The following is a 22,363-nucleotide window of genomic DNA, read 5'->3' on the forward strand; positions in this document are numbered from 1 at the left end:
CCCCCAGCCCCTCCCTCCTGGGAGGGGAATCGGAAGGCCTTACGCCTCGGTCCGCGCCTTGACGATCTTGCCCGGGTTGCGCGGCGGCTCGCCCTTGGGCAGCGCGTCGACATGCTCCATGCCCTCGGTCACCACGCCCCAGACGGTATACTGGCCGTCGAGGAAGGTGGCGTCGTCGAGGCAGATGAAGAACTGCGAGTTGGCGCTGTTCGGATCCATGGTGCGCGCCATCGAGCAGACGCCGCGGACATGCGGCTCGCGGCTGAACTCGGCCGGCAGGTTGGGCAGCTTCGAGCCGCTCATGCCGGTGCCGGTGGGATCGCCGCCCTGGGCCATGAAGCCGTCGATCACGCGGTGGAAGACCACCCCGTCGTAAAAGCCCTCATCGGCGAGGGTGGCGATGCGCTCGACATGCTGGGGGGCGAGGTCGGGGCGCAGGAGGATGTGCACGTCGCCGGTATCGAGGGTCATGACGAGCTTGGTGGGTTCGGACACGAATTGACTCCTGAGAAGGATTTGCGCCCTGCCTAGGCGGGCTTCCGGCGACTTGCAAATCGCGCCCGGCAATGGCAGCGGCGGCAGGGGGCCGACAAGGGAGGTCGAACCTTGAGCGAGACCGAACTTCAAATGGATAGCGGCGCCCCCGAGCCCCAGCTCGACGAGGACGACCGGCTGCGCCCCGAGTTCGTCCATGCGGTGCTCGACGCCGTCCATGCCGGCGATTCCGCCCGCGCCCATGCGCTGGCCGAGCCGCTCCACCCCGCCGACATCGCCGACCTGGTCGAGCTCGCGCCCACCGAGGAGCGCGCCGCGCTCGTCGCCGCGATCGCCGACCTGATCGACGGCGACGTGCTCGCCGAGATGAACGACTGGGTGCGCGAGGCCCTGGTCGAATCGCTCACCGCCACCCAGGTGGCGGACATCGCCGCCGAGCTCGATACCGACGACGCCGTCGCGATCATCGAGGACATGGACGTCGAGGACCAGCGCGAAGTGCTGCGCGCGCTCGACCCGGACGACCGCGCGGCGATCGAGGAAGCGCTCTCCTATCCCGAGGAATCCGCCGGCCGCCTGATGCAGCGCGAGCTGATCGCGGTGCCCGAGCATTGGACCGTCGGCGACGTGCTCGACTATCTGCGCAGGAACGAGGACCTCACCACCGATTTCTGGGAGATCTTCGTGGTCGACCCGGCGCACAAGCCGGTCGGCACCTGCCAGCTCTCCTGGGTGCTGCGCACGCCACGCGTCGTCTCGATGGGCGACGTGATGAAGCGCGAGCAGACGCTGATCCCGGTCGACATGGACCAGGAGGAAGTGGCGCTGCGCTTCCAGAAATACGCGCTGATCTCGGCCGCGGTGATCGATCCGAGCGGGCGGCTGGTCGGGATGATCACGGTGGACGACGTGGTCCACATCATCTCCGAGGAAGCGGGCGAGGACATCCTCCGCCTGTCCGGCGCCGGCGAAGGCGACATCAACGAGCCGGTGGTCGACAGCTACAAGGGCCGGGTGCGCTGGCTGCTCACCAACCTGCTGACCGCGCTGGTGGCGGCGACGATCATCAGCCTGTTCGAAGGCACGATCCAGAAGATGGTCGCGCTCGCCGCGCTGATGCCGATCGTCGCCGGGGTGGGCGGCAATGCCGGCACCCAGACCATGGCGGTGACGGTGCGCGCGCTCGCCACCAACCAGCTGACTCAGTCCAACACGCTGCGCGCGATCCGGCGCGAGATCTCGATCGCCGTGCTCAACGGCCTGACCGTCGCCTGCGTGATCGGCACCGCGGTGGGGCTGTTCTTCCACCATGCCGCGCTGGGCGGCGTGATCGCGGCGGCCATGCTCACCAATATCGTGATCGCGGGACTGGCCGGCGTGATCGTGCCGCTCACGCTCGACCGGCTGAAGGCCGACCCGGCCGTAGCCAGCTCGATCTTCGTGACCATGACGACCGATTCGATGGGCTTCCTCGCCTTTCTGGGCCTCGCCACCGCCAGCGGCCTGGTCGGTTGATTGCGGCGCCCGCGCGCACCAGATTGATCGCGTGCAACTCCATCTGACCAAGGTCGCCTTTGGCTGCGACTCCGTAGACTATCTCGCCCAGCGCCTCGCCGCGCGCGGCGGCACCTGGGGCCTGACCACCCGCTATCTCCCCAAGCGCCACGAGGAGATCGGCGGGGAGGGCTCGCTCTTCTGGATCCTCAAGCACCAATTGGTCGGACGCACGCCGATCCTGGGCTTCGGCGAGGCCGAGGACGGGCGCACCGCGATCCTGATGGAACCGCGGCTGATCCTGGTCGCCGCCCGCCCCAAGCGCGCGCACCAGGGCTGGCGCTATCTCGAAGCGAAGGACGCGCCGCCCGATCTGGGCGAGTCCGGCGCCGGGATCGACGCACTGCCGCCCGCGCTGATGGGCGAACTGTCGGGACTGGGGCTGATCTGACGCGGGCCGGGAGACGGCTTCAGTTCACCAGCAGCGGATAGGCGTTGCGGAACGCCGCGACCTTGGGCTTGTCCCAGCGCACGATATAGGGATGGGTGGGGTTTCGCCAGAAGAAGTCCTGGTGATGGGCCTCGGCCGGATAGAAATTGCCGGTCTCCAGCCTGGTCACGATCGGGCGGGGAAAGGCCTTTGCCCTGGTCAGCTGCTCGATATAGGCCGCCGCCACGCGCCGCTGCTCCTCGTCCTGCGGGAAGATCGCCGAGCGATAGGAGGGGCCGCGGTCGGGCCCCTGGCGGTTCAGCTGCGTCGGATCGTGCGCGACCGAGAAATAGATGCGCAGCAGCGTGCCATAGCTGACCTTCCGCGGATCATAGGCGATGCGCACCGCTTCGGCATGGCCGGTCTTCTCGGTCGAGACCTGGGCATAGGTGGCGGTGCCGGCGGTGCCGCCGGCATAGCCCGACGTCACCGAATGCACGCCCTTCACCGACTGGAAGACGGCTTCCATCCCCCAGAAGCAGCCGCCGGCGAGCACCGCGACCTGCTCGCCCTTGCTCGGCTTCACGTCGAGCGTGGGGACAGGAACCGGCACCGCGCGCTCGACCACGCCGGCGCCCGGCAGCGCGCCCGGCATAAGGAACAGCGCGGCTCCGAAAAGCACGGCAGCGGAGAGCGACCCTTTGAGCATGGCCGCAATGTCGGGCCTGTTCGCCCTCAGCGCAAGGCCGCGCAGGCTTCCTGGATCCGGCCGCACGCCTCGGTGAGCAGCGCTTCCGAGGTCGCATAGCTGATCCGGAGCGCCGGCGAGAAGCCGAACGCCCCGCCATGCACCGCCGCGACTCGCGCCTCGTCGAGCAGATAGCCCACCATTTCCTCGTCGGTGGCGATCACCTGGCCCTTGGGCGTGGTCTTGCCGATCAGCTGGCTGAACTCTGGATAGACGTAGAAGGCGCCTTCCGGACGCGGGCAGTGCATGCCGTTGATCTGGTTGAGCATCGACACGACCAGATCGCGGCGGCCCTGAAAGGCGGCGACGCGATCCTTGAGGAAGCTCTGGTCGCCGTTCAGCGCCGCGACCGAAGCCGCCTGGCTGATGCTCGACGGGTTCGAGGTCGACTGCGACTGGAGCTTGCCCATCGCCTTGATCAGCCAGGCCGGCCCGCCCGCATAGCCGATGCGCCAGCCGGTCATCGCATAGGCCTTGGACACGCCATTGGCCGTCAGCGTGCGATCGTAGAGCGACGGGCAGACCTGTGCGATCGTCGCGAATTCGAAGCCGTCGTACAGGATGTGCTCGTACATGTCGTCGGCATAGACCAGCACATGCGGGTGCCGCTCGAGCACTTCGCCCAGCGCCTTCAGCTCCGCGGCGCTATAGGCGGCGCCGGTCGGGTTGGAGGGCGAGTTGAGCACCACCCATTTGGTCTTCGCCGTGATCGCCGCCTCGAGCTGGGCGGGCTTGATCTTGTAGCCCTCGGCCGCGCCGGCGGCGATGAACACCGGCTTGCCGCCCGCGAACTCGACCACGTCGGGATAGCTGACCCAATAGGGCGCCGGGATCACGACCTCGTCGCCCGGGTCGATCGTCGCGCAAAAGGCGTTGAACAAGGTGTGCTTGCCGCCCGAATTCACGCTGATCTGGTTCTCGGCATAGGCGAGGCCGTTGTCGCGCGCATATTTGGCCGCGATCGCCTGCTTCAGCTCGGGCGTGCCGTCGACATTGGTATATTTGGTCTTGCCGGCGCGGATCGCCTCGATCGCCGCCTCCTTCACGAAATCGGGCGTGTCGAAATCGGGCTCGCCGGCGCCCAGGCCGATCACGTCGATCCCCTGGCGCTTCAGCTCGAACACCCGGCTCGTCATCGCGAGCGTGGCGGAGGGCTGGATGCGATTGAGCGCGGCCGAGGTCTGCATGAAAGGCGCCTTTTCCGATAAGGGAGACGGCGCGCCTATAGGACCGGGCTCGCGGCCTCCGCAACCGTTACCGCTGAAACCAGTCCGCGCAGCGCATTGCCGACATAGAAGCCGCCCGCCAGATCGGCCGGCCGCAGATCGCCTTCCACCGCGCGGCCGGTCTCGATCAGCTCGGCGCGCAGCACGCCGGGGAGCAGGCCGCGCGCGGCGGGCGGGGTGACGAGCATGCCGCCCCGCTCGATGAAGATCGACGTGAAGCTGCCCTCGGTGAGATAGCCTTCCGCGTCGGTGAACAGCACTTCCCAGGCGCCGGATTCGCGCCGCGCCGCGTCATGGAACGCCCGGCGGCTGGTCTTGTGCGCCAAGCGGAAGTCGTCCCGCGCGACTTTCCGGGGCGCGATCGCCACCGGCACCGGGCCGGCCGGCACCTCGGGCAGCGGCGCGATGCCGATGGCGATGGCGCCCGAGGGCGCGAGCAGCAGCCGCACGCGCGCGGGCGCGCGCAGGCGGAAGGTAGCAGCCTGCAATTCGTTGCGCGCCGCATGGCGATCGAACGCGAAGCCGAAGGTCCTGGCGCTATCCTTCATCCGCGCGAGATGCCGCTCGAGCAGCGGCAGGCCGGCCAGCGGATCGAAGCGCATCGTCTCGATCAGGTCGAACGGCACCTCGCCGGACGTGACGAAGGCGCCCTTGGCCAGGCACTCGTCCCATTCCTCGGCGGCGTTCGAATCGGCAACCACGCCCGATCCTAACCCGAGCAGCGCGCGATCCGCACCCGTTTCGATCGTCAGCGTGCGGATCGCGACGTTGAACAGGGCGGAGCCGTCAGGCTCGATCGCGCCGATCGCGCCGGTATAGATGCCGCGGGCGTCGCGCTCGACCTCGGCGATCACTTCCATCGCGCGCAGCTTGGGCGCGCCGGTGACGGACCCGCAGGGAAAGAGGGCGGCGAGCGCGTCGATGGCGGCGACGCCGGGCGCGGGCACGGCGGTGACGGTGGAGACCATCTGGTGGACGGTCGGATAGCGCTCGACCGCGAACAGGGCCGGCACGCGCACCGTCCCCGCCCGCGCGATGCGGGCGAGGTCGTTGCGCATCAGGTCGACGATCATCAGATTCTCGGCGCGCTGCTTGGGATCGGCGGCAAGCTGCGCGGCGAGCGCATCGTCCTCCGCCGGCGTGGCGCCGCGCCGGGCGGTGCCCTTCATCGGCTTCGCGGCGAGGCCGGCGGCGTCGAAGGTGAAGAAGAGCTCGGGCGAGAAGGAGAGGATCCAGCGCGTACCGGTGAAGACCAGCGCGCCATAGCCCGCGCGCGCGCGCGACCGCAGCAGCGCGTAGAGCGCCGCGGGATGCCCCGCAACGGGCACCGCGGCGCGGAAGGTCAGGTTCGCCTGATAGATGTCGCCGGCAGCTATATAGTCGGCGACACGGGCGAACTGCGCCTGATAGTCGGCGCGGGTGATGCCGGGGAGCGGCGTGCCCGCCCAGGCACCGGCCGGATCCGGGAGCAGCGCGGCGGGGTCCACCGGCTCCCGCCTGGCGAACCTGCCGAACCAGAGGCTCGGGGCCGGAGCCTCGCGCGTCGCGGCCCGCGGCTCGAGGCCGGAAGCCGCCTCATAGCCCAGCATGCCGGCGACATGGCCGTCGCCGCCGCGCAGCTGCTCCAGCGCATCCGCCACGCTGCCCCGCATGTCCGCCTGCACGATCTGCAGCACGCCGTGATAGAGGCGCGCGCCTGCCCCGCCGGGGCGGGCATCGTCGAGCAGCACGAAGGGAGTGTCGGGCAGGGTCATGCCGGCCCCCGCATGCAGCCGCGCGGCCGCCACGGCAAGCCCGTGTTGCCGCGGCGGACCGCCGCGCCTATCTCCGCGCCATGTCGAATCCCCCGATGCGCGCCGCGGTGATCCCGGTCACGCCGCTCCAGCAGAACTGCACGCTTTTGTGGTGCACCGAGACGATGCGCGGCGCCTTTGTCGATCCCGGCGGCGACCTGGAGAAGCTGCGCGCCGCCGCCCTGCAGCAGGGCGTGACCATCGAGAAGATCCTGGTGACGCACGGCCATATCGATCATTGCGGCGCGGCGGGCGAGTTCGCCGAGGAGCTGGGCGTGCCGCTGGAGGGACCGCACGAGGCGGACCGGTTCTGGATCGCCCGCCTAGACGAGGACGGGCGCACCTATGGCATCCGCGGCACGGTGTTCGAGCCGACGCGCTGGCTGGCGAACGGCGACCAGGTGACCGTGGGGAAGCTGACCCTCGACGTCTATCACTGCCCCGGCCACACGCCGGGCCATGTCGTGTTCCACCATCCCGAATCGCAATTCGCCTGTGTCGGCGACGTGCTGTTCCAGGGCTCGATCGGCCGCACCGACTTTCCCATGGGCAACCATCAGGACCTGATCGACGCGATCACCGGGCGGCTCTGGCCGCTCGGCGACGCGACGGTGTTCGTGCCGGGGCACGGGCCGCTCAGCAATTTCGGCCATGAACGGAAGACCAATCCCTTCGTGGCCGATTCGGTGCTGGCGAAGGGCTAGCCCACCCGACCGACCTTGAAGACGGTGGCGGGCGCCGCGCGGTACTGGCTGCCGATATAGATGCCATAGGCCGCGAGGCCGAGCATCGTCAGCATGGTCAGCGCGATGCCGATGCGGCGGCCCAGGCCCCAGCCGTCCATGCCGAAGGCGTGGAGGACACGGCCGAGGATCAGCGCCGCGCCGACGCCCCACAGCCAGATGCTCGTTCCCGCCGCCAGCTCGACCAGCGCGAGCAGGACGAGAATCAGCGGCACATATTCGACGAAGTTCAGCTGCGCGCGCATGCGGCGGACCAGCCGGTCGTCGCCGCCATCGCCGACGAAGATCTTTTCGGACATGCGGAGCCGGCCGATTCGCAGGGCCAGCCAGAAATTGACCACGGCGGCGGCGCCGGCGGTGCAGAGCGTCACGGGAAGAATGAGCATATAGAAGAGTCCCCTCCAGAGGCTTCCTCCTACACTCCCTTGCTTCCCCTGCAAGAATCGCTATACGCGCGCACTCGCTTTCGTGACCGTCCGCTGGTCCGGCGAGCGCCGGATCCTCCGTCGCTTGCCCGCTGGGCCATGCGGGCGTATCGCGATTTTGACTTTGGTTTCGTTAGAAGGTGCCGAAATGGCCGTTCCCAAGAGAAAGACCTCGCCGTCGCGGCGTGGCATGCGTCGCGCTCACGACGCTCTGACGCCCCAGGCGTTCCAGGAGTGCCCGAACTGTGGCGAGCTGAAGCGTCCGCACGTGCTGTGCGGTTCGTGCGGCCACTATAACGGCCGCGAGATCGTCTCGGCCGAAGACTGATCGGCAACGATTGGGCCGAAACGCGCGGGGGCATGCGGGTATGACGAATTCCTCTCGAATCGCCGTCGATGCGATGGGCGGTGACGAGGGAATTGCGGTCATGCTCGCCGGTGTCGCCCGCGCGCGCCGCCGGTTCGAGGGCATGGAGTTCATCCTCGTCGGAGACGAGGCGCAGATCCGCGAGGGTCTGAAGAACCATCCGAACCTGACGGCCGCCTCCGAAATCGTCCACGCGCCGGACGTCGTCGCCTCGGAAGAGAAGCCGAGCGCGGCGATTCGGCGCGCCAAGACCACATCGATGGGAATCGCCATCGACCTGGTGAAGAAGGGCCAGGCCGGCGCGGCCGTCTCCTCGGGCAATACCGGCGCGCTGATGGCGATGGCGAAGCTGTCGCTGCGCACCATGCCGGGCATCGATCGCCCCGCGCTCGCGGCGCTGATGCCGACGCTGGGCGAGAACGACACGGTGATGCTCGATCTGGGCGCCAACACCGAAGTCGATGCGCGCAACCTCGTCCAGTTCGCGGTGATGGGCGCCGCCTATGCGCGCACCGCGCTCGACCTGGAGAATCCTCGCGTCGCGCTGCTCAACATCGGCACCGAAGAGATGAAGGGCACCGACTCGATCCGCGAGGCGGCGGCCGAGCTGCGCGCCGCCGAGCATCTCCGGCTCGACTTTCGCGGCTTCATCGAGGGCAACAAGCTCTCGCGCGGCGATGTCGACGTGATCGTGTGCGACGGCTTCTCGGGCAATATCGCGCTGAAGACGGTGGAGGGCACCGCGCGGTTCGTGGCGGACCTGCTCAAGCGCGCCTTTTCCAGCTCGACCCGCTCGAAGATCGGCTTCCTGATCTCCAGGCCGGCGACCGAGCTGCTGCGGCACCATCTCGACCCCAACAACCATAATGGCGCGGTCTTCCTCGGCCTGAACGGCATCGTCGTGAAGAGCCATGGCAGCGCCAACGAACTCGGCGTCGACACCGCGATCGGCTTCGCGGCCAAGATGCTGCGCGACGATCTCAATCGCCGCATCGCCGAGGATCTCGGGAACTTCGAAGCAAAGGCGGCGTAGACATAGTAAGATGACCCTGCGTTCCGTCATCATCGGCACTGGTTCCGCCCTGCCGCCCCGCCGCGTTTCCAACGCCGAACTCGCCCAGGAAGTGGATACGAGCGACGAGTGGATCGTCGAGCGCACGGGCATCCGCTTCCGGCACATCGCCGGCCCCGACGAGACCACCGGCACGCTCGCCGCCGAGGCGAGCAAGGCCGCGCTGGCCAGTGCCGGCATCGCCGCGGCCGATATCGACCTGATCGTGCTCGCCACCGCGACTCCGGACCAGACCTTCCCGGCCACCGCGACCAAGGTGCAGGCCGCGCTCGGCATCCAGGACTGCGTGGCGTTCGACGTCGCCGCGGTCTGCTCGGGCTTCCTCTATGCCGTGCAGGTCGCCGATTCGATGCTGCGCGCCGGCGTCCACAAGCGGGCGCTGGTGATCGGCGCGGAGACGTTCAGCCGCATCCTCGACTGGGAGGACCGCGCGACCTGCGTGCTGTTCGGCGACGGCGCCGGCGCGATCGTGCTGGAATCCCAGGATACGGTTCCCGAAGGCGGGCGCGGGATTCTTTCGACCAAATTGCATGCGGATGGCCGCTACAACGAGCTGCTCTACGTCGATGGCGGCCCCTCGACCACCCAGACGGTCGGCAAGCTGCGCATGAAGGGCCGCGAGGTGTTCCGCCACGCCGTGGTCAACCTCGCCTCGGTGATGCAGGAATCGCTCGCCGCCGCCGGGCTCCAGCCCGGTGACGTCGACTGGGTGGTGCCGCACCAGGCCAATGCCCGCATCCTCGACGCGACCGCCCGCAAGCTCGACCTGCCGGCCGAGAAGGTGATCATCACCGTCGACCGGCACGCCAACACCTCCGCCGCCTCGGTGCCGCTCGCGCTCGACACCGCGGTGCGCGACGGGCGCATCCGCCAGGGAGACCTGCTGGTGCTGGAAGCGATGGGCGGCGGCTTCACCTGGGGCGCCGCGGTGGTGCGTTTCTGATAGCTGCGAAAAAACGAAGATAATCGTTCCGGAGCCTCAATGTTCCCGTTTGCTGTGTCGAAACAATCTGATACGACCGACTCGACACAGTAGAACGCAAGGGGGAGTTGCCGCATGACGGCTGCGGGCACGCTGACCAGGGCCGATCTTGCCGAATCGCTGCACCGCGAGGTGGGTCTCTCGCGCGCCGACGCCGCGCGGCTGGTCGAGCAGATCCTGAGCCATATGTGCGAGGCGCTGGCCAAGGGCGAGAACGTCAAGATCTCCGGCTTCGGCAGCTTCATCCTGCGCGACAAGGGCGAGCGGGTGGGCCGCAATCCCAAGACCGGTGTCGAAGTGCCGATCGCACCCCGCCGGGTGCTGACCTTCCGAGCAAGCCAGATGATGCGCGACCGCATCGTCTCGGCCGGCTGAGGGAAGCCGGAATGCCGGGGGCCGAGAAGGCTGCTGGCGCGCTAAGGACGATAGGGGAGCTCGCCCAGGAGATCGGGCGCCCCCAGCACATCCTGAGATATTGGGAAACCCGCTTCCCCCAGCTGCGCCCGCTCACCCGGGCCGGCAACCGCCGCTATTACCGGGCCGAGGACGTGGCGCTGGTGCGCCGCATCCATGACCTGCTCTCCAACCAGGGCTACACGATTCGCGGCGTGCAGAAGCTGCTCGCGGCGGAAAAGGGCAGCCGCGCCGCCCGCGCCGCCGCGGGCACCAGCCCCGGCGTGGGCAGCGGGAGCAAGCAGGGCCTGAAGACCGTCCGCGATTCGCTCGCCCAGGCGCTCGACGAGGACGGCTGAGCCGGCTTCGCGCGCGCCGGCCGGTCGAGAGGTTCCAACGCCGCCGATGGTGCGCGGCGCCCCGGCCCGGCCTTGGGAGCATCGGCATCCGGCCTGAAGACGCCGTGCCGGCGCCTGCCATGCCGGCCTGTTTGCGGAGCACGCACGCGAAGGGGGCAGGCTTTCGCGCCAATGACGCGGTTTGCCGGTCGCGTCGTGCCCCTGGGGCCAGAATCCGCGCAGGTCGCTGGTTCGCCTGGAGGCCAAGCCCCCATTTCGTCACCCTCGCGCGGGCGGGGATCCAGGGTAGCCCTGGATATCGACGCCGCTACCCGCATGCTCTCCGGAGAGTGCGGGGCCTGGCTGCGTGCAGTCCGCCCTTGGCCCTGGATCCCCGCCTGCGCGGGGATGACGGTGTAGGATGGCGGGAATGACGGCGCGGGATAGCGGGGATGGCGGCGCGGGATGGCGGGGATGGCGGCACAGGATTACGCGGATGACGGCGCCGGATAGCGGCGGTGACGGCGCCGGAAGCTGGATAGCAGGATCGCGGGGCGTGCCGATCGGCCCTGCCCCGGGAACCGCCCGACAGCCATGCCGATGGCGGCCTATCGATAGTCCGGCCCCAGCGTGGGATCGAGATCGCGCGGGCGCGTGAAGCGCACCAGCTCGCCCTGGCCCGGCTTCACGTCCGCCCAGCGCGCCACGTCGAAGCGCATCTCGGCAAGGCTCGCCGTGGGGAATTTCAACGCGACCGAATCGCGCAGCGCGTTCGCGCCCGCCAGCAGCAGCACCAGCTCCTCCAGCCCGGGATTATGCCCCGAGAAGAGCACCCGGCCGGCCCCGTCGGGGAGCTCGTGCACCAGGTCGAGCAGCGTGGCGGCCGAAGCGAGGTAGAGCCGCTGGTCCCAATGCGGCGCCAGCTCGCAGCCATAGCCGATAGCGACCTGGGCCAGCGTCTCCACCACCCGCGCGGCGGGCGAGGCGAGGACATGGTCGAACTCCAGCCCCTCGGCCTTCAGATGCCGCCCCATCATCGCGGCGGCGCGCTGCCCCTTGGGGTTGAGCGGACGATCGAAATCGCGCGCGACCGGATCGTCCCATCCCGACTTGGCGTGGCGCAGCAACGTGAGCGTCTTCATGGAATCCCCGGTCAGGCGTTCGCGGGGGCCTCTTGCCCCAGCTTGGCGGCCAAGGAAAGCCGCACGCGCTCGACTGCCTGATCGAGCGTGACCCGCGTCACCCGCGTGCCCGGCGGAAAGGCGTCGAGCAGCCGCGAGGGGCTGGCGGCAGCGAGCAGCACGAAGGTGCCGCGATCGTCCGCCCGGCGAATCAGCCGGCCGAACGCCTGGGCGAGCCGCGCGCGCACGATCCGGTCGTCATAGGCGGTGCCGCCCCCGGCCAGCCGCCGCGCGGCGTGGAGCACGGTCGGCTTGGGCCAGGGAATCCCCTCCATCACCACCAGCCGCAGCGAATCGCCGGGCACGTCCACTCCGTCGCGCAGCGCATCGGTGCCGAGCAGCGAAGCGCGCGGATCGTCGCGGAAGATGTCCACCAGCGTGCCGGTGTCGATCGGGTCGACATGCTGGGCGAGCAGCGGCAGCCCCTCGCGCGCCAGCCGGTCGGCGATTCGCGCATGGACGGCGCGCAGCCGCCGGATCGCCGTGAACAGCCCCAGCGTGCCGCCCTCGGCCGCGACCGCCAGCCGCGCATAGGCGTTGGCGAGCGCCGGCATGTCGCCGCGCTTCACATCGGTGACGATCAGCACCTCGGCCTGCTCGGCATAGTTGAACGGGCTCGCCGCCTCGAAGCGCTGGGCGGGGCGCATCAGGTGCACCGCGCCCGACCGCGCCTCCGCCACCTCCCAGTCGCCGCCGGCCCGCAAGGTCGCCGACGTGATCAGCGCGCCATGCGCCTGTTTCAGCACCGTCTCGGCGAACGGCTTGGAGGGATCGAGCCAATGGCGGTGGAGCCCGACATCATATTCGCGCCCCTCCACCCGATCGACCGCGAGCCAATCGACGAACGCCGAATCGGCCGGACCGCCGATTCGCGCGATCAGCGCGAGCCAGGCGCCGACCGTGTCCGCGCGCCAGCCGAGCGAGGCGACCGCGCCTTCGATCCGGGCGCGGGCCGGGCCGTCCATCCAGTCGGGCGCCTCGGTCAGCACCGCTTCGAGCCGGCGGCCGAGATGGACGAGCGGGCGGAGCAGCGCGTCGAGCGCCTCGCCGGCGGGCCCGGCCGCCTCGACCAGCGCGGCATCCGGCTCGGCCAGCTCGGTCTCCAGCCCATAGCCGGCATCGGCGGCGCCGTTGACGTCGCGGGCATAGACCAGCCCGCGCACCGCCGCGAGAAGATGCTCGACCGGGCCGAACGGCTCGCCTTCGTTCAGCCGCTGGAGCCAGCCGTCGCTGGGCAGGGCGCGAGCGGCATCCACGGCCTCGGCGATCGCCCGGCCGCCCTCCTCGTCATAGCTGGCAACGTCCGAGAGGCGCGCCGCCAAGCCCCGGCGGCGGCCCCTCGAACCCGATTCGGGACCCGTCACCCAGCGGCGGATCTCGATCGCCTCCTGCCCGGTGAGCGCGGCGGCGAACATCGCATCGGCGGCATCGAACAGATGATGCCCCTCGTCGAACACATAGCGGGTCGGGCGATTCGCCGTCTCGCGGCCGCGCGCGGCGTTGACCATCACCAGCGCATGGTTGGCGATGACGATGTCCGCATCCGCCGAGGCGCGGGTGGCGCGCTCGATGAAGCATTTCCGATAATGCGGGCAGCCGGCATAGATGCACTCGCCGCGCCGATCGGTGAGCGCGGTCGAGCCGTTGCGGCGGAACAGGGTGGGGAGCCAGCCGGGCAGGTCGCCGCCGACCATGTCGCCGTCCGCGGTATAGGCGGCCCAGCGCGCCACCAGCTGCGCCAGGATCGCGGCGCGGCCGGCAAAGCCGCCCTGCAACGCATCCTCGAGGTTGAGCAGGCAGGCGTAGTTCTCGCGGCCCTTGCGCGTGACGATCTTCCGCTTGCGCAGCTCCGGATCGGGAACGAGCCGTTCGCCCTCATGGCCGAGCTGGCGCTGCAGCGCCTTGGTGAAGGTCGACACCCACACCGCGCCGCCGGCCTGCTCGGCCCAGAGCGAGGCGGGGGCGAGATAGCCCAGCGTCTTGCCGATGCCGGTGCCCGCCTCGGCCAGCACCAGATTGGGCGATTCGCGCATGTCGCGCGGGGCAAAGGCACCGGCGGCGGCGGCGGCATAGTCGCGCTGGCCCTGGCGGCGCTCGGCGGCGCTGCCGGTGAGGCGGGCGAGGCGCTCGGCGACCTCGCTATCCTTGAGCGTCACGCTGCGCGGCGGCACGCGCGGCGGCTGCTCGTTCCATTCGGGCAGGCGCGAGAAGAGCCAGCGCTCGGCGCGCTCGGGCTTGGCGATCGCCTGGGAGACGACGGGCGCCCAAGGCCAGCGCAGCCGGAACAGCGACTGCGCGGCGTGCCAGGCGCCTTCGCGCTCCGGCCAGTCGCCCTGGGGCAGGGCGAGCAGCGCCTCCGCGGCACGGCGCAGGAAGCCGGCGACTTCGGTGTCGTTCTCCGGCGGCTCCAGCCCGGTCGCGCGCGCCACGCCCTTGGGGGTGGGCACCATGAACCGGGCGGGGCGCAGAAATGCGAACAGCTCGAGCAGGTCGAGCCCCGACAGCTCCGCATAGCCGAGGCGCTGGCCGATCAGCGGCGCGTTGAGCAGGATCACCGGCGTATCCGCCGCCAGCCGGATCGCCTCGCCCCGGCTGATCGCGCGCGTCTCCTCCGCGGTGGCGAGCCAGACGCCGCCATGGCTGGCGTGGAGAGCGGGATAGGGGAGCATGTACGCCTTTCGTTCCCTTCCTCCTAGCGCCAGCCGGGGTGCGAAGTGAAGGGACTCGCCCCGAATCATTTCACTTTGGCCGATTTCCCCCGGCCCGCGGCGCCCGGCGGCATGTCTTCGGGGTTTCGCGAGCCGGGGGGACGACTCGACGATGGTCCTTCGGCAAACCCCGCGGCCCGCCTCTCCACCCTGGGTTCAGCCGAAATGGCCGAGGCAGTTTCAACGGCCTGCTCGCGTTCCCGGACCGGGCCCGGCGCATCGGCCGGCCGCGAATTTCGTCGCCGCCAGTTCCATATGGGACTGAGTCCGGCCGGCGCGCCTCGCCTAATGCATCCGCGAGTCGCATCCCGCCCACGGCCTCGCGCCGGGCGGCCCCAGAAAAGAAAAAGATCCGCACATCCTTTCCCACGGGGAGAATTCTCATGTCCGATACCCTTCCGCCCTTTCCCGAGATCGACAGCACCGACTGGTCGCCGCCGGCCCAGACCGATCCGATCGAAATGGTGCGCATCACCAAGCCGCTCGTCATCTATGCCGATGCCGACAACGCCAACTACCAGGACAATGTGTGGGACGAGCCCCGCGATTCGGGCTGGCCGCGCCTGAACAACTGGTGGGACAATAGCGCGCCGGTCCCCCATCAGCTGGTGCTGCGCAAATATTGGAAGCTGGTGCCTGGCACCTTCACCCATCTCTATCCGGGCACGCACCTCCAGAAGAGCTGGGCCTATGAGCACGGCATCTCGACCACCGACAGCGAGTCGCTCACGGTCCAGATGGGCTTCTCCGGCGGCGGCGTCAGCGCGGGGGTTAGCGCCACGCTCTCGCATTCGGTGACGATCAACGACAAGCAGACCTCCACCATCCAGTTCAACGTCGATCCGCCCGCCTCGGGCACGCGCGTCTGGCTGCTCTGGGACCTGATGTACGAGTTCATGATCGTGCGGTCGGGCACCGACGAAGTCATTCCGACCGGCCGCTATCATGGCGATGTCGATTTCAACAATGACGACCATTATTCGGGCGCCTATCTCGACTATCGCTGGACGCACCTGCCCATATCGTCGGGCATATTGTGCCCGCAGGACAAGGTGTTCCCCTGATCCCGGCACCGGCCTCCCGCACGGTGCGGGGGGCCGGATTCACCACGGCGCTGGCCCCGCGCGCCCGTCTCCGCTAGAGGCGCGCGGTTATGACCGATACGAACGCCCTGCGCGCCGCCGCGCTCGACTCCAAGGCCTGGCCCTATGAAGAGGCGCGCAAGCTGGTGAAACGCTATCCGCAGGGCAAGCCCGACGGATCGCCGATGCTGTTCGAGACCGGCTATGGCCCGTCGGGCCTGCCGCATATCGGCACCTTCCAGGAAGTGCTGCGCACCACCATGGTGCGCCATGCCTATGAAGAGATGACCGGCCACGCGACCCGGCTGATCGCGTTCAGCGACGATATGGACGGCCTGCGCAAGGTGCCGGACAATGTGCCGAACCAGGCGCTGCTCGCCGCCAATCTCGGCAAGCCGCTGTCGCGCATTCCCGACCCGTTCGAGAAATATGAGAGCTTCGCGGCGCACAACAACGCGATGCTGCGCGAATTCCTCGATCGCTTCGGCTTCGAATATGAGTTCGCCTCCTCGACCGACTATTATGCCTCGGGCCGTTTCGACGAGACGCTGCGCAAGGTGCTGCGCAACTATTCCGCGATCATGGACGTGATGCTGCCGACGCTGCGCGCCGAGCGCCAGGCGACCTATTCGCCGGTGCTGCCGGTGAGCCCGAAATCGGGCGTGGTGCTGCAGGTGCCGGTCGAGGTGGTGGACGCCGAGGCGGGCCGCATCCGCTTCGTCGACGAAGGCGAGACGATCGAGCAGTCGATCTTCGGCGGCCAGGCCAAGCTCCAATGGAAGCCCGACTGGGGCATGCGCTGGGCCGCGCTCGGCGTCGACTACGAGATGTACGGCAAGGACCTGATCGACAGCGGCGTGCAGAGCGGCAAGATCGCCCAGGTGCTGGGCGGGCGGAAGCCCGAGGGGCTGATCTACGAGCTGTTCCTCGACGCCAAGGGGGAGAAGATCTCCAAGTCCAAGGGCAACGGCCTGTCGATCGAGGAATGGCTGACCTATGGCCCGGACGAGAGCCTGGCCTTCTACATCTATCGCGAGCCGAAAAAGGCCAAGTCGCTGCATCTGGGGCTGATCCCGCGCGCGATCGAGGAATATTGGCAGTTCCGCGCCAATTATCCGACGCAGGAGATCGCCCAGCAGCTCGGCAACCCGGTCCACCATATCCACAACGGCCAGGTGCCGGCCGAGACGCTGCCGGTGACTTTCGGGCTGCTGCTCAACCTGGTCAGCCTGCCGGGCGTGGGCAATCGCGAGACGGTCTGGGGCTTCCTGCGCCGCTATTCGCCCGACCTGTCGCCGGAGAGCCATCCCGAGCTCGACCGGATGGTGGGCTATGCGATCCGCTATGCGAAGGATTTCGTCGAGCCGGGCTTGCAGCGCCGCGCCCCGAGCGCAGCCGAAGCGGGGGCGCTGCGCCAGCTCGACGCGCAGCTCGCGGCGCTGCCGGAGGATGCCTCGGCGGAGGACATCCAGAACATCGTCTACGAGATCGGCAAGACCGATGCGTTCGCCAACCTGCGCGACTGGTTCAAGGCGCTCTACGAGACGTTGCTGGGCAGCGAGCAGGGGCCGCGCATGGGCAGCTTCATCGCGCTCTACGGGATCGAGAACAGCCGCAAGCTGATCGCCGAGGCGCTGGCCCGGGCCTGACGGCTCAGGGCGCCGGCGCCTGCCAGGCCAGCGCCGCCTGCGCGCCGTTGCCGGGCAGGCGGACGGCGGCGATTCCGGCTGCCTCCAGCCGCGCGATCACCAGGTCCGCGCGCCGGCCCGACACGCCGATCGGCAGGTGCAGGCGCCGGGCACCCCAGATCGCCGTGTCGAGCGCGGCAAGGCCCGCCGCATCAGGCACCTCGCCGTCGAAGCCGACCGGGGGCAGCGGCGCGGCGGGCGGCAGCAGCGTCACCTGCCAGTCCGGCACCGTCGCCGCCACGCGCTGCTCGAGCGCGCGATAGCTGGCGAGCGAGGCGCCGGGCAGCGGCGCGGCGCGGACCTCGGCACGGCGCGCGGTGCCGTCGAGCAGGACGGCATTCGCGTCGCCCGCCACCAGCGCCAGCCGGTCGCGCAGCAGATCCGCCTCGGACCGCTCCCGCTCGCGCGACTGGGCCGCGGCGATCTGCGCCGATTCGCTCGCGCCGCTCTCGCCGCCCACCCGGACCTGATCGACATGCACGTCCACCGCATGGCCGAGCGCCGCCCGGATCGCCGCGCCGGCCATGGCATCGCCGTCCGTCCGCAGGGCCGGGGTGAAGACCACCGCGCGGATCCGCTCGGGCCGCCCCGCGAAATCGATGTCGAGCTGGCTGATCCGGGCCTCGCGCGGGAAGCTGGCGCGGATCGCCTCGCGCACCTGGCGCTGGGCCAGCGCTTCCCAGGCGATCTGCCGCAGCGCGATGCCCAGCGGCACCGCCAGCGCCACCAGCCCGAGGATGATCAGCAGCCCCTGCAGCCGGGTCTGGGACGGCGAGAGATGGCCGCCGAACCCGTAGAGCCGGGCCATCACCGCCGCGGTGAGCGCGATGGTGACGAGGTTGGTCAGGAACAGCAGCAGCGCGCCGCCGGCCACCGTGCCGTTCAGCGTCGCGATGCCGAAGCCCACCACCGCGAGCGGCGGCATCAGCGCGATGGCGATCGCCACGCCCACCACCGTCTCGCCGCGCCCGCGGATCAGCGCATAGCCGCCCGCCACCGCCGAGAGCAGGGCGACGAGCAGGTCGAACAGATTGGGCTTGGTCCGCGCCGCGATCTCGCTCGTCACCGTCTGCACGGGCGAAAGCGCGACGAAGCCGGCGCACAGCAGCACCGCGATCGCGGCGCCGGCCGCCAGGGCGAAGGCCGCCCGGCGGATCTCGGCCAGGTCGAAGGTGGCGATGCCGAAGCCCAGGCCGATGATCGGCATCATCAGCGGCGAGATCAGCATCGCGCCGATCAGCACCGCCGAGGACGGCAGCAGCAGCCCGAGAATCGCGATCAGCCCCGAGACGATCACGAGAAAGGCATAGCGCCCGCTGAAGCCGGAATCGGCATGTACCCGCGCCAGCACCGCGCCATGCTCGACCGAGCCGACGACCACGCGGCGCCACCAGCGCCAGGGCAGGGCCCAGGCCCGCATTGGGGAGCTGTCCATCCCCCGAGGCTACGGGCTTTGCAGCGCGACATCCACCCCATAGAACGGCCGCGCCAGGCAAGCAGGGAGGCAATGGGCCGCGCATGCGCAAGATCGAAGAGGCGACCGAGTCGCTCGCCAAAGCTCCCGCCCGGGCCGAATCGGCACTGCGCGACTTCCTCAGGAGCGAGGCCGCGGGCGGCATCATCCTGATCGCCGCCGCCATCCTCGCGATGATCGCCGCCAATGTTCCCGGCATCTCGGAAACCTATTTCCACACGCTCCACCGGGAGATCGGCCCCACCCTCTCCGCCGCGCACGGGCCGATGACCGTCCATCTGTGGATCAATGACGGCCTGATGGCGGTGTTCTTCCTGCTCGTCGGGCTGGAGATCAAGCGCGAGTTCGTCGACGGCCGGCTCGCGAGCTGGGAGCGCCGCCGCCTGCCGGTGGTGGCCGCCGCCGCCGGCATGGCGGGTCCGGCGATCCTCTATCTCGCCGTGACGGGCGGCACCCCCGGCCTCGCCAATGGCTGGGCCATTCCGGCCGCGACCGACATCGCCTTCGCCATCGGCGTGCTCGCGATACTGGGCAGCCGCGCGCCGGCATCGCTCAAGCTGTTCCTCACCACCGTGGCCATCGTCGACGACATGGGCGCGGTGGCGATCATCGCGCTCGCCTATACCGCGCATATCAGCACCCTGGCGCTGGCCGGCGCGGCGATCGTGCTCGCTACCATGTACGTGCTCAACCGCAGCGGCGTGCGGCGGCTCTGGATCTATCTGCTGCTCGCCCTGCTGCTCTGGTATCTCGTGTTCCTCTCCGGCATCCATGCGACCGTCGCCGGCGTGGCCGCCGCGATGACGATCCCGATCGTCAAGTCGCCCGGCCATCCCGACGACGCCGCCTCGCCGCTCCACCGGCTCGAGCACGCGCTGCATCCCTGGTCGGCCTATCTGATCGTGCCGCTGTTCGGCTTCGCCAATAGCGGCGTCTCGCTGGCCGGAGTCTCGCCTTCGGTGCTGCTCGCCCCGCTGCCGCTGGGCATCGCGCTCGGCCTGTTCCTCGGCAAGCAGCTGGGCATTTTCGGCAGCATCTGGATCGCGGTGCGGACCGGCTTCGCGACGCGCCCGGGCGGCTGGCGCCAGATCTACGGCATGTCGCTGCTTGCCGGCATCGGCTTCACCATGAGCCTGTTCATCGGCGGCCTGGCCTTTCCCGGCCGCCCCGAGCTGATCGACCAGGTGAAGATCGGCGTGCTCGCCGGCTCGATCCTCTCGGCGATCGCCGGCTATCTCGTCCTGCGCTCGGCGAGCACCGCCACCACCAGCACCGCGAACCCGCCGAGCGACAGCAGCGCCCCCACCCAGCCGGTCGACGTCCAGCCATAGCCCGCCGCGATGGCGAGGCCGCCCAGCCAGGGGCCGAGCGCGTTGGCGAAGTTGAACGCCGAATGGTTGAGCGAGGCGGCAAGGCCCTGCGCCTCGCCCGCCACGTCCATCAGCCGGGTCTGCAGCACGGCGCCGAGCGCGCCGAGGAACCCGATCGCGGCGATGTCGAGCGCCAGGCTCCACAGCTGGCCGGCGGCGAGGGGATAGAGCGCCAGCGCCACCGCGCTGCCGAGCAGCAGCGCTGCCGCCGTCGGCATCAGCGCGCGATCGGCGAATTTGGGCACGATGATGCTGCCCGCGGTCGCGCCGATGCCGAAGATGGCGAGGACGACGGGGATCATGCCCGGCGAGGCCCCGGTCACTTCCAGCATGGTCGAGGCGACATAGGTATAGACGCAGAACATCCCGCCAAAGCCGATCGCGCTGATGCCGAGCGTAAGCCACACCTGGCCATTGGCGAGCGCCCCCAGCTCCTTGAGCGGGCTCGCGCCCCGTTGCGGCGGATCGCGAGGAGCGAGCGCCGCGACCAGCGCCACCGTCGCCAAGGCGAGCCCGCCGACCACCACGAAGCCCCAGCGCCAGCCCAGCGCCTGGCCCAGCCAGTTGGCGAGCGGCACGCCCAGGATCGTCGCCACGGTGAGCCCGAGCATCATCCGCCCCACCGCCTGGGAACGCTTGTTGACCGGCACCAGCGAAGCGGCGACCAGGGCGGCGATGCCGAAATAGGCGCCGTGCGGCAGCCCCGACAGGAAGCGGAACAGCAGCAGCCAGCGATAATCGGGCGCGAGCGCGCTCAGCGTGTTGAACAGCGCGAAACCGGTCATCAGCAGGATCAGCGTCAGCCGGCGCGAGAGCTTCGCCGCCGCCACCGCGATCAGCGGCGCCCCCACCACCACCCCGAGCGCATAGGCGCTGATGACATGGCCGGCGCTGGGCACGTCGATCTTCAGCCCCTCCGCCATATAGGGCACCAGGCTCATCGTCGCGAATTCGGTGGTGCCGATCGCGAAGCCGCCCATCGCCAGCGCGAAATGGACCAGGCCGACATTGTGGACGCGGGGAGCGGGGGCGTGCATGCGCCTCAAGTGCGTATGCTGCACTGCAGCGTCAACCCCCGGCGCGCGCATCCGGCGTTGCGCGCGCCGCATGGCGGCCGCCCTTTCCGGCACTCCCGCGATCGCCTATCCTGGCGCCATGCTCGCCGCCGCCCTCCTCTCGCTCGCCGCGCCGGACGCCTGCCCCTCGGACTGGCGCCTGCTCTTCGCCAACGGCCCCCAGGGCGAGGACGTCGCCGGGAGCCGCGCGGCGCTGATCGCGGCGGTGCGCCGGGGCAGCCCGCTGCGCGTCGGCTGGGGCGAGGCGGCCAGGGACGGCAGCTGGTCGGTGGAGGAATTCGCCAATGTCGGCTTCACCAACATCATGGGCGGCCGCGACCTGGTGGTGCAGCTGGAGCCGGCGATGATCCAGAGCGACTATCTCGACGCGAAAAAGGCTACGCTGCGCGCCGAGCCGCTGGAATGGCGGGCGATCATGTCCACCGATGGGCGCTTCGACGCGCAGATGACCGTCCCCGCCACGGGCAAGCTGTTCCGCACGCTGCGCCAGCGCACCCGGATCCATTGGTACGCGCTCGCGCCCGATCCGAAATGCGATGCGCGCGAAGCCGTGAACAGCGCCCCGCCCGGGCGCACCAACATCCTGGTCGAGAGCATCAAGCCGGTCGAATGACCGGGCACCCGGCGCTTCACACGCCGAGCCAGTCCAGCCCGCCCGGCAGCGCGGCCGCGGAATAGTCCAGCTGCAGCACCCGGCGATGCCGCATGCCGACGCTGGCGGCCGAGGCATGGACGATCGGCGTGGCGTAGAGCCAGACATCGCCCGGCCGGGCGAGGCAGGCGGCGGTGCCGCAGCGCTCGACCACGCCGGCAAGGTCGCCCTCGGCGATGCGGCCCAGCCGGTGCGAGCCCGGCGCGATCAGCAAGGGTGCATTGTCCTCGGGCACCGGATCGAGATGGACCCGCATCGTCCGCATTCCCTCGATCAGCGCGAAGGGCGGTTCCACGTGGAGCAATCCCCGCTTGCGCGACCAGGGCCCGAAGCCCGGCACCTCGCGGCGCGCGCGCACCGCGATCGTGCGGTCCTGGTGCCAGCCGAGCGCCCAATTGGCGCCGGGACTCTTGTCGAACAGGATCGCCCGGACCGGGCGCATGCCGGGAGCCAATGCGCCGAGCGCGTCGGGGCCGAGCAGCTCGGCCAGGCCCGGCACGCCGTGCAGCCGGATTCCGGCGCGGTCCGCCGGCTGGCGCGCGGCAAGCGCCAGCAGCGCATCCAGAAAAGGGGCGGCCGCACCGGCAAGGTGCGCCGCCCCATCCGCGTTCAGCGAAAACGCCAAG

At 69.9% G+C, this 22,363-nt stretch carries 22 protein-coding genes; 12 read left to right on the plus strand and 10 right to left on the minus strand.

Annotation, left to right across the window (positions count from 1 at the left end):
* Positions 1 to 39: 39 nt before the first annotated feature.
* Positions 40 to 495 carry a peptidylprolyl isomerase gene (locus OMP43_RS00005; RefSeq protein WP_280277375.1) on the minus strand — a complete coding sequence of 152 codons (456 nt, stop codon included), beginning with the start codon at positions 493 to 495 and terminating at the stop codon, positions 40 to 42.
* A gap of 132 nt (positions 496 to 627) precedes the next feature.
* Here OMP43_RS00005 and mgtE point away from each other — a divergent pair, with 132 nt between their 5' ends.
* Together mgtE and OMP43_RS00015 are read left to right on the plus strand one after the other, a co-directional pair.
* Complete coding sequence (gene mgtE, locus OMP43_RS00010; RefSeq protein ID WP_280278076.1) at positions 628 to 2,010, plus strand: magnesium transporter; 1,383 nt, start codon at positions 628 to 630, stop codon at positions 2,008 to 2,010.
* A 31-nt stretch (positions 2,011 to 2,041) separates the two neighbouring features.
* Complete coding sequence (locus OMP43_RS00015; protein WP_280277376.1) at positions 2,042 to 2,440, plus strand: DUF1489 domain-containing protein; 399 nt, start codon at positions 2,042 to 2,044, stop codon at positions 2,438 to 2,440.
* Between the two features lie 19 nt (positions 2,441 to 2,459).
* On the opposite strand, the gene msrA is transcribed toward OMP43_RS00015, so the two are convergent.
* The 3 genes from msrA to pabB are packed head-to-tail and all read right to left on the minus strand — an operon-like array spanning position 2,460 to position 6,147.
* Positions 2,460 to 3,128 carry a peptide-methionine (S)-S-oxide reductase MsrA gene (msrA, locus tag OMP43_RS00020; RefSeq protein WP_280277378.1) on the minus strand — a complete coding sequence of 223 codons (669 nt, stop codon included), beginning with the start codon at positions 3,126 to 3,128 and terminating at the stop codon, positions 2,460 to 2,462.
* A gap of 26 nt (positions 3,129 to 3,154) precedes the next feature.
* Positions 3,155 to 4,354 (minus strand): pyridoxal phosphate-dependent aminotransferase, encoded by a 1,200-nt coding sequence (locus OMP43_RS00025; RefSeq protein ID WP_280277379.1) that lies wholly within the window; start codon positions 4,352 to 4,354, stop codon positions 3,155 to 3,157.
* Between the two features lie 35 nt (positions 4,355 to 4,389).
* Entirely contained in the window at positions 4,390 to 6,147 is a 1,758-nt protein-coding gene (pabB, locus tag OMP43_RS00030; protein WP_280277380.1) for an aminodeoxychorismate synthase component I, read from the minus strand.
* A gap of 80 nt (positions 6,148 to 6,227) precedes the next feature.
* Between pabB and OMP43_RS00035 the strand changes: the two genes are divergently transcribed.
* Positions 6,228 to 6,890: an MBL fold metallo-hydrolase gene (locus tag OMP43_RS00035; RefSeq protein WP_280277381.1), complete on the plus strand. Its 663-nt coding sequence runs from the start codon at positions 6,228 to 6,230 to the stop codon at positions 6,888 to 6,890.
* Here the strand turns inward: OMP43_RS00035 and OMP43_RS00040 are convergent.
* Positions 6,887 to 7,315 (minus strand): MAPEG family protein, encoded by a 429-nt coding sequence (locus tag OMP43_RS00040; protein ID WP_280277383.1) that lies wholly within the window; start codon positions 7,313 to 7,315, stop codon positions 6,887 to 6,889. The genes OMP43_RS00035 and OMP43_RS00040 overlap by 4 nt on opposite strands.
* Positions 7,316 to 7,502: 187 nt before the next feature.
* Here OMP43_RS00040 and rpmF point away from each other — a divergent pair, with 187 nt between their 5' ends.
* The 5 genes from rpmF (at position 7,503) to OMP43_RS00065 (ending at position 10,527) form a co-directional block, all read left to right on the plus strand.
* Positions 7,503 to 7,682, plus strand: coding sequence for a 50S ribosomal protein L32 (rpmF, locus tag OMP43_RS00045; RefSeq protein ID WP_137862863.1), 180 nt, complete (start codon positions 7,503 to 7,505; stop codon positions 7,680 to 7,682).
* A gap of 40 nt (positions 7,683 to 7,722) precedes the next feature.
* Positions 7,723 to 8,754: a phosphate acyltransferase PlsX gene (gene plsX / locus OMP43_RS00050; protein ID WP_280277385.1), complete on the plus strand. Its 1,032-nt coding sequence runs from the start codon at positions 7,723 to 7,725 to the stop codon at positions 8,752 to 8,754.
* Positions 8,755 to 8,764: 10 nt separating this feature from the next.
* Positions 8,765 to 9,736: a beta-ketoacyl-ACP synthase III gene (locus OMP43_RS00055; RefSeq protein WP_280277386.1), complete on the plus strand. Its 972-nt coding sequence runs from the start codon at positions 8,765 to 8,767 to the stop codon at positions 9,734 to 9,736.
* Positions 9,737 to 9,850: 114 nt separating this feature from the next.
* Positions 9,851 to 10,150, plus strand: coding sequence for an integration host factor subunit alpha (locus OMP43_RS00060; protein WP_280277387.1), 300 nt, complete (start codon positions 9,851 to 9,853; stop codon positions 10,148 to 10,150).
* Between the two features lie 11 nt (positions 10,151 to 10,161).
* Positions 10,162 to 10,527 (plus strand): MerR family transcriptional regulator, encoded by a 366-nt coding sequence (locus OMP43_RS00065; protein WP_280277389.1) that lies wholly within the window; start codon positions 10,162 to 10,164, stop codon positions 10,525 to 10,527.
* 587 nt (positions 10,528 to 11,114) lie between these two features.
* On the opposite strand, the gene OMP43_RS00070 is transcribed toward OMP43_RS00065, so the two are convergent.
* Entirely contained in the window at positions 11,115 to 11,648 is a 534-nt protein-coding gene (locus tag OMP43_RS00070; protein ID WP_280277390.1) for a histidine phosphatase family protein, read from the minus strand.
* Between the two features lie 11 nt (positions 11,649 to 11,659).
* Positions 11,660 to 14,356, minus strand: coding sequence for an ATP-dependent DNA helicase (locus OMP43_RS00075; RefSeq protein ID WP_280277391.1), 2,697 nt, complete (start codon positions 14,354 to 14,356; stop codon positions 11,660 to 11,662).
* Between the two features lie 422 nt (positions 14,357 to 14,778).
* Between OMP43_RS00075 and OMP43_RS00080 the strand changes: the two genes are divergently transcribed.
* Together OMP43_RS00080 and OMP43_RS00085 are read left to right on the plus strand one after the other, a co-directional pair.
* Positions 14,779 to 15,459: a hypothetical protein gene (locus OMP43_RS00080; protein ID WP_280277392.1), complete on the plus strand. Its 681-nt coding sequence runs from the start codon at positions 14,779 to 14,781 to the stop codon at positions 15,457 to 15,459.
* 89 nt (positions 15,460 to 15,548) lie between these two features.
* Complete coding sequence (locus tag OMP43_RS00085; RefSeq protein WP_280277394.1) at positions 15,549 to 17,126, plus strand: lysine--tRNA ligase; 1,578 nt, start codon at positions 15,549 to 15,551, stop codon at positions 17,124 to 17,126.
* 4 nt (positions 17,127 to 17,130) lie between these two features.
* On the opposite strand, the gene OMP43_RS00090 is transcribed toward OMP43_RS00085, so the two are convergent.
* The gene (locus OMP43_RS00090) at positions 17,131 to 18,585 is read right to left on the minus strand and encodes a DUF389 domain-containing protein (RefSeq protein WP_280277395.1); all 1,455 of its coding nucleotides are present in this window, start codon (positions 18,583 to 18,585) and stop codon (positions 17,131 to 17,133) included.
* Positions 18,586 to 18,683: 98 nt separating this feature from the next.
* On the opposite strand from OMP43_RS00090, the gene nhaA reads away from it, so the two are divergent.
* Complete coding sequence (gene nhaA / locus OMP43_RS00095; protein WP_280277396.1) at positions 18,684 to 19,970, plus strand: Na+/H+ antiporter NhaA; 1,287 nt, start codon at positions 18,684 to 18,686, stop codon at positions 19,968 to 19,970.
* Here the strand turns inward: nhaA and OMP43_RS00100 are convergent.
* Positions 19,871 to 21,046: an MFS transporter gene (locus OMP43_RS00100; protein ID WP_280277398.1), complete on the minus strand. Its 1,176-nt coding sequence runs from the start codon at positions 21,044 to 21,046 to the stop codon at positions 19,871 to 19,873. The genes nhaA and OMP43_RS00100 overlap by 100 nt on opposite strands.
* Positions 21,047 to 21,116: 70 nt before the next feature.
* On the opposite strand from OMP43_RS00100, the gene OMP43_RS00105 reads away from it, so the two are divergent.
* The gene (locus OMP43_RS00105; RefSeq protein ID WP_280277399.1) at positions 21,117 to 21,698 is read left to right on the plus strand and encodes a hypothetical protein; all 582 of its coding nucleotides are present in this window, start codon (positions 21,117 to 21,119) and stop codon (positions 21,696 to 21,698) included.
* A 16-nt stretch (positions 21,699 to 21,714) separates the two neighbouring features.
* Here OMP43_RS00105 and OMP43_RS00110 read toward each other — a convergent pair whose 3' ends face one another.
* Positions 21,715 to 22,362: a phytanoyl-CoA dioxygenase family protein gene (locus OMP43_RS00110; RefSeq protein ID WP_280277400.1), complete on the minus strand. Its 648-nt coding sequence runs from the start codon at positions 22,360 to 22,362 to the stop codon at positions 21,715 to 21,717.
* Position 22,363: the final 1 nt, after the last annotated feature.

Source organism: Sphingomonas sp. CBMAI 2297 (assembly GCF_029870595.1).
In the GTDB taxonomy this organism is placed as follows: domain Bacteria; phylum Pseudomonadota; class Alphaproteobacteria; order Sphingomonadales; family Sphingomonadaceae; genus Sphingomonas.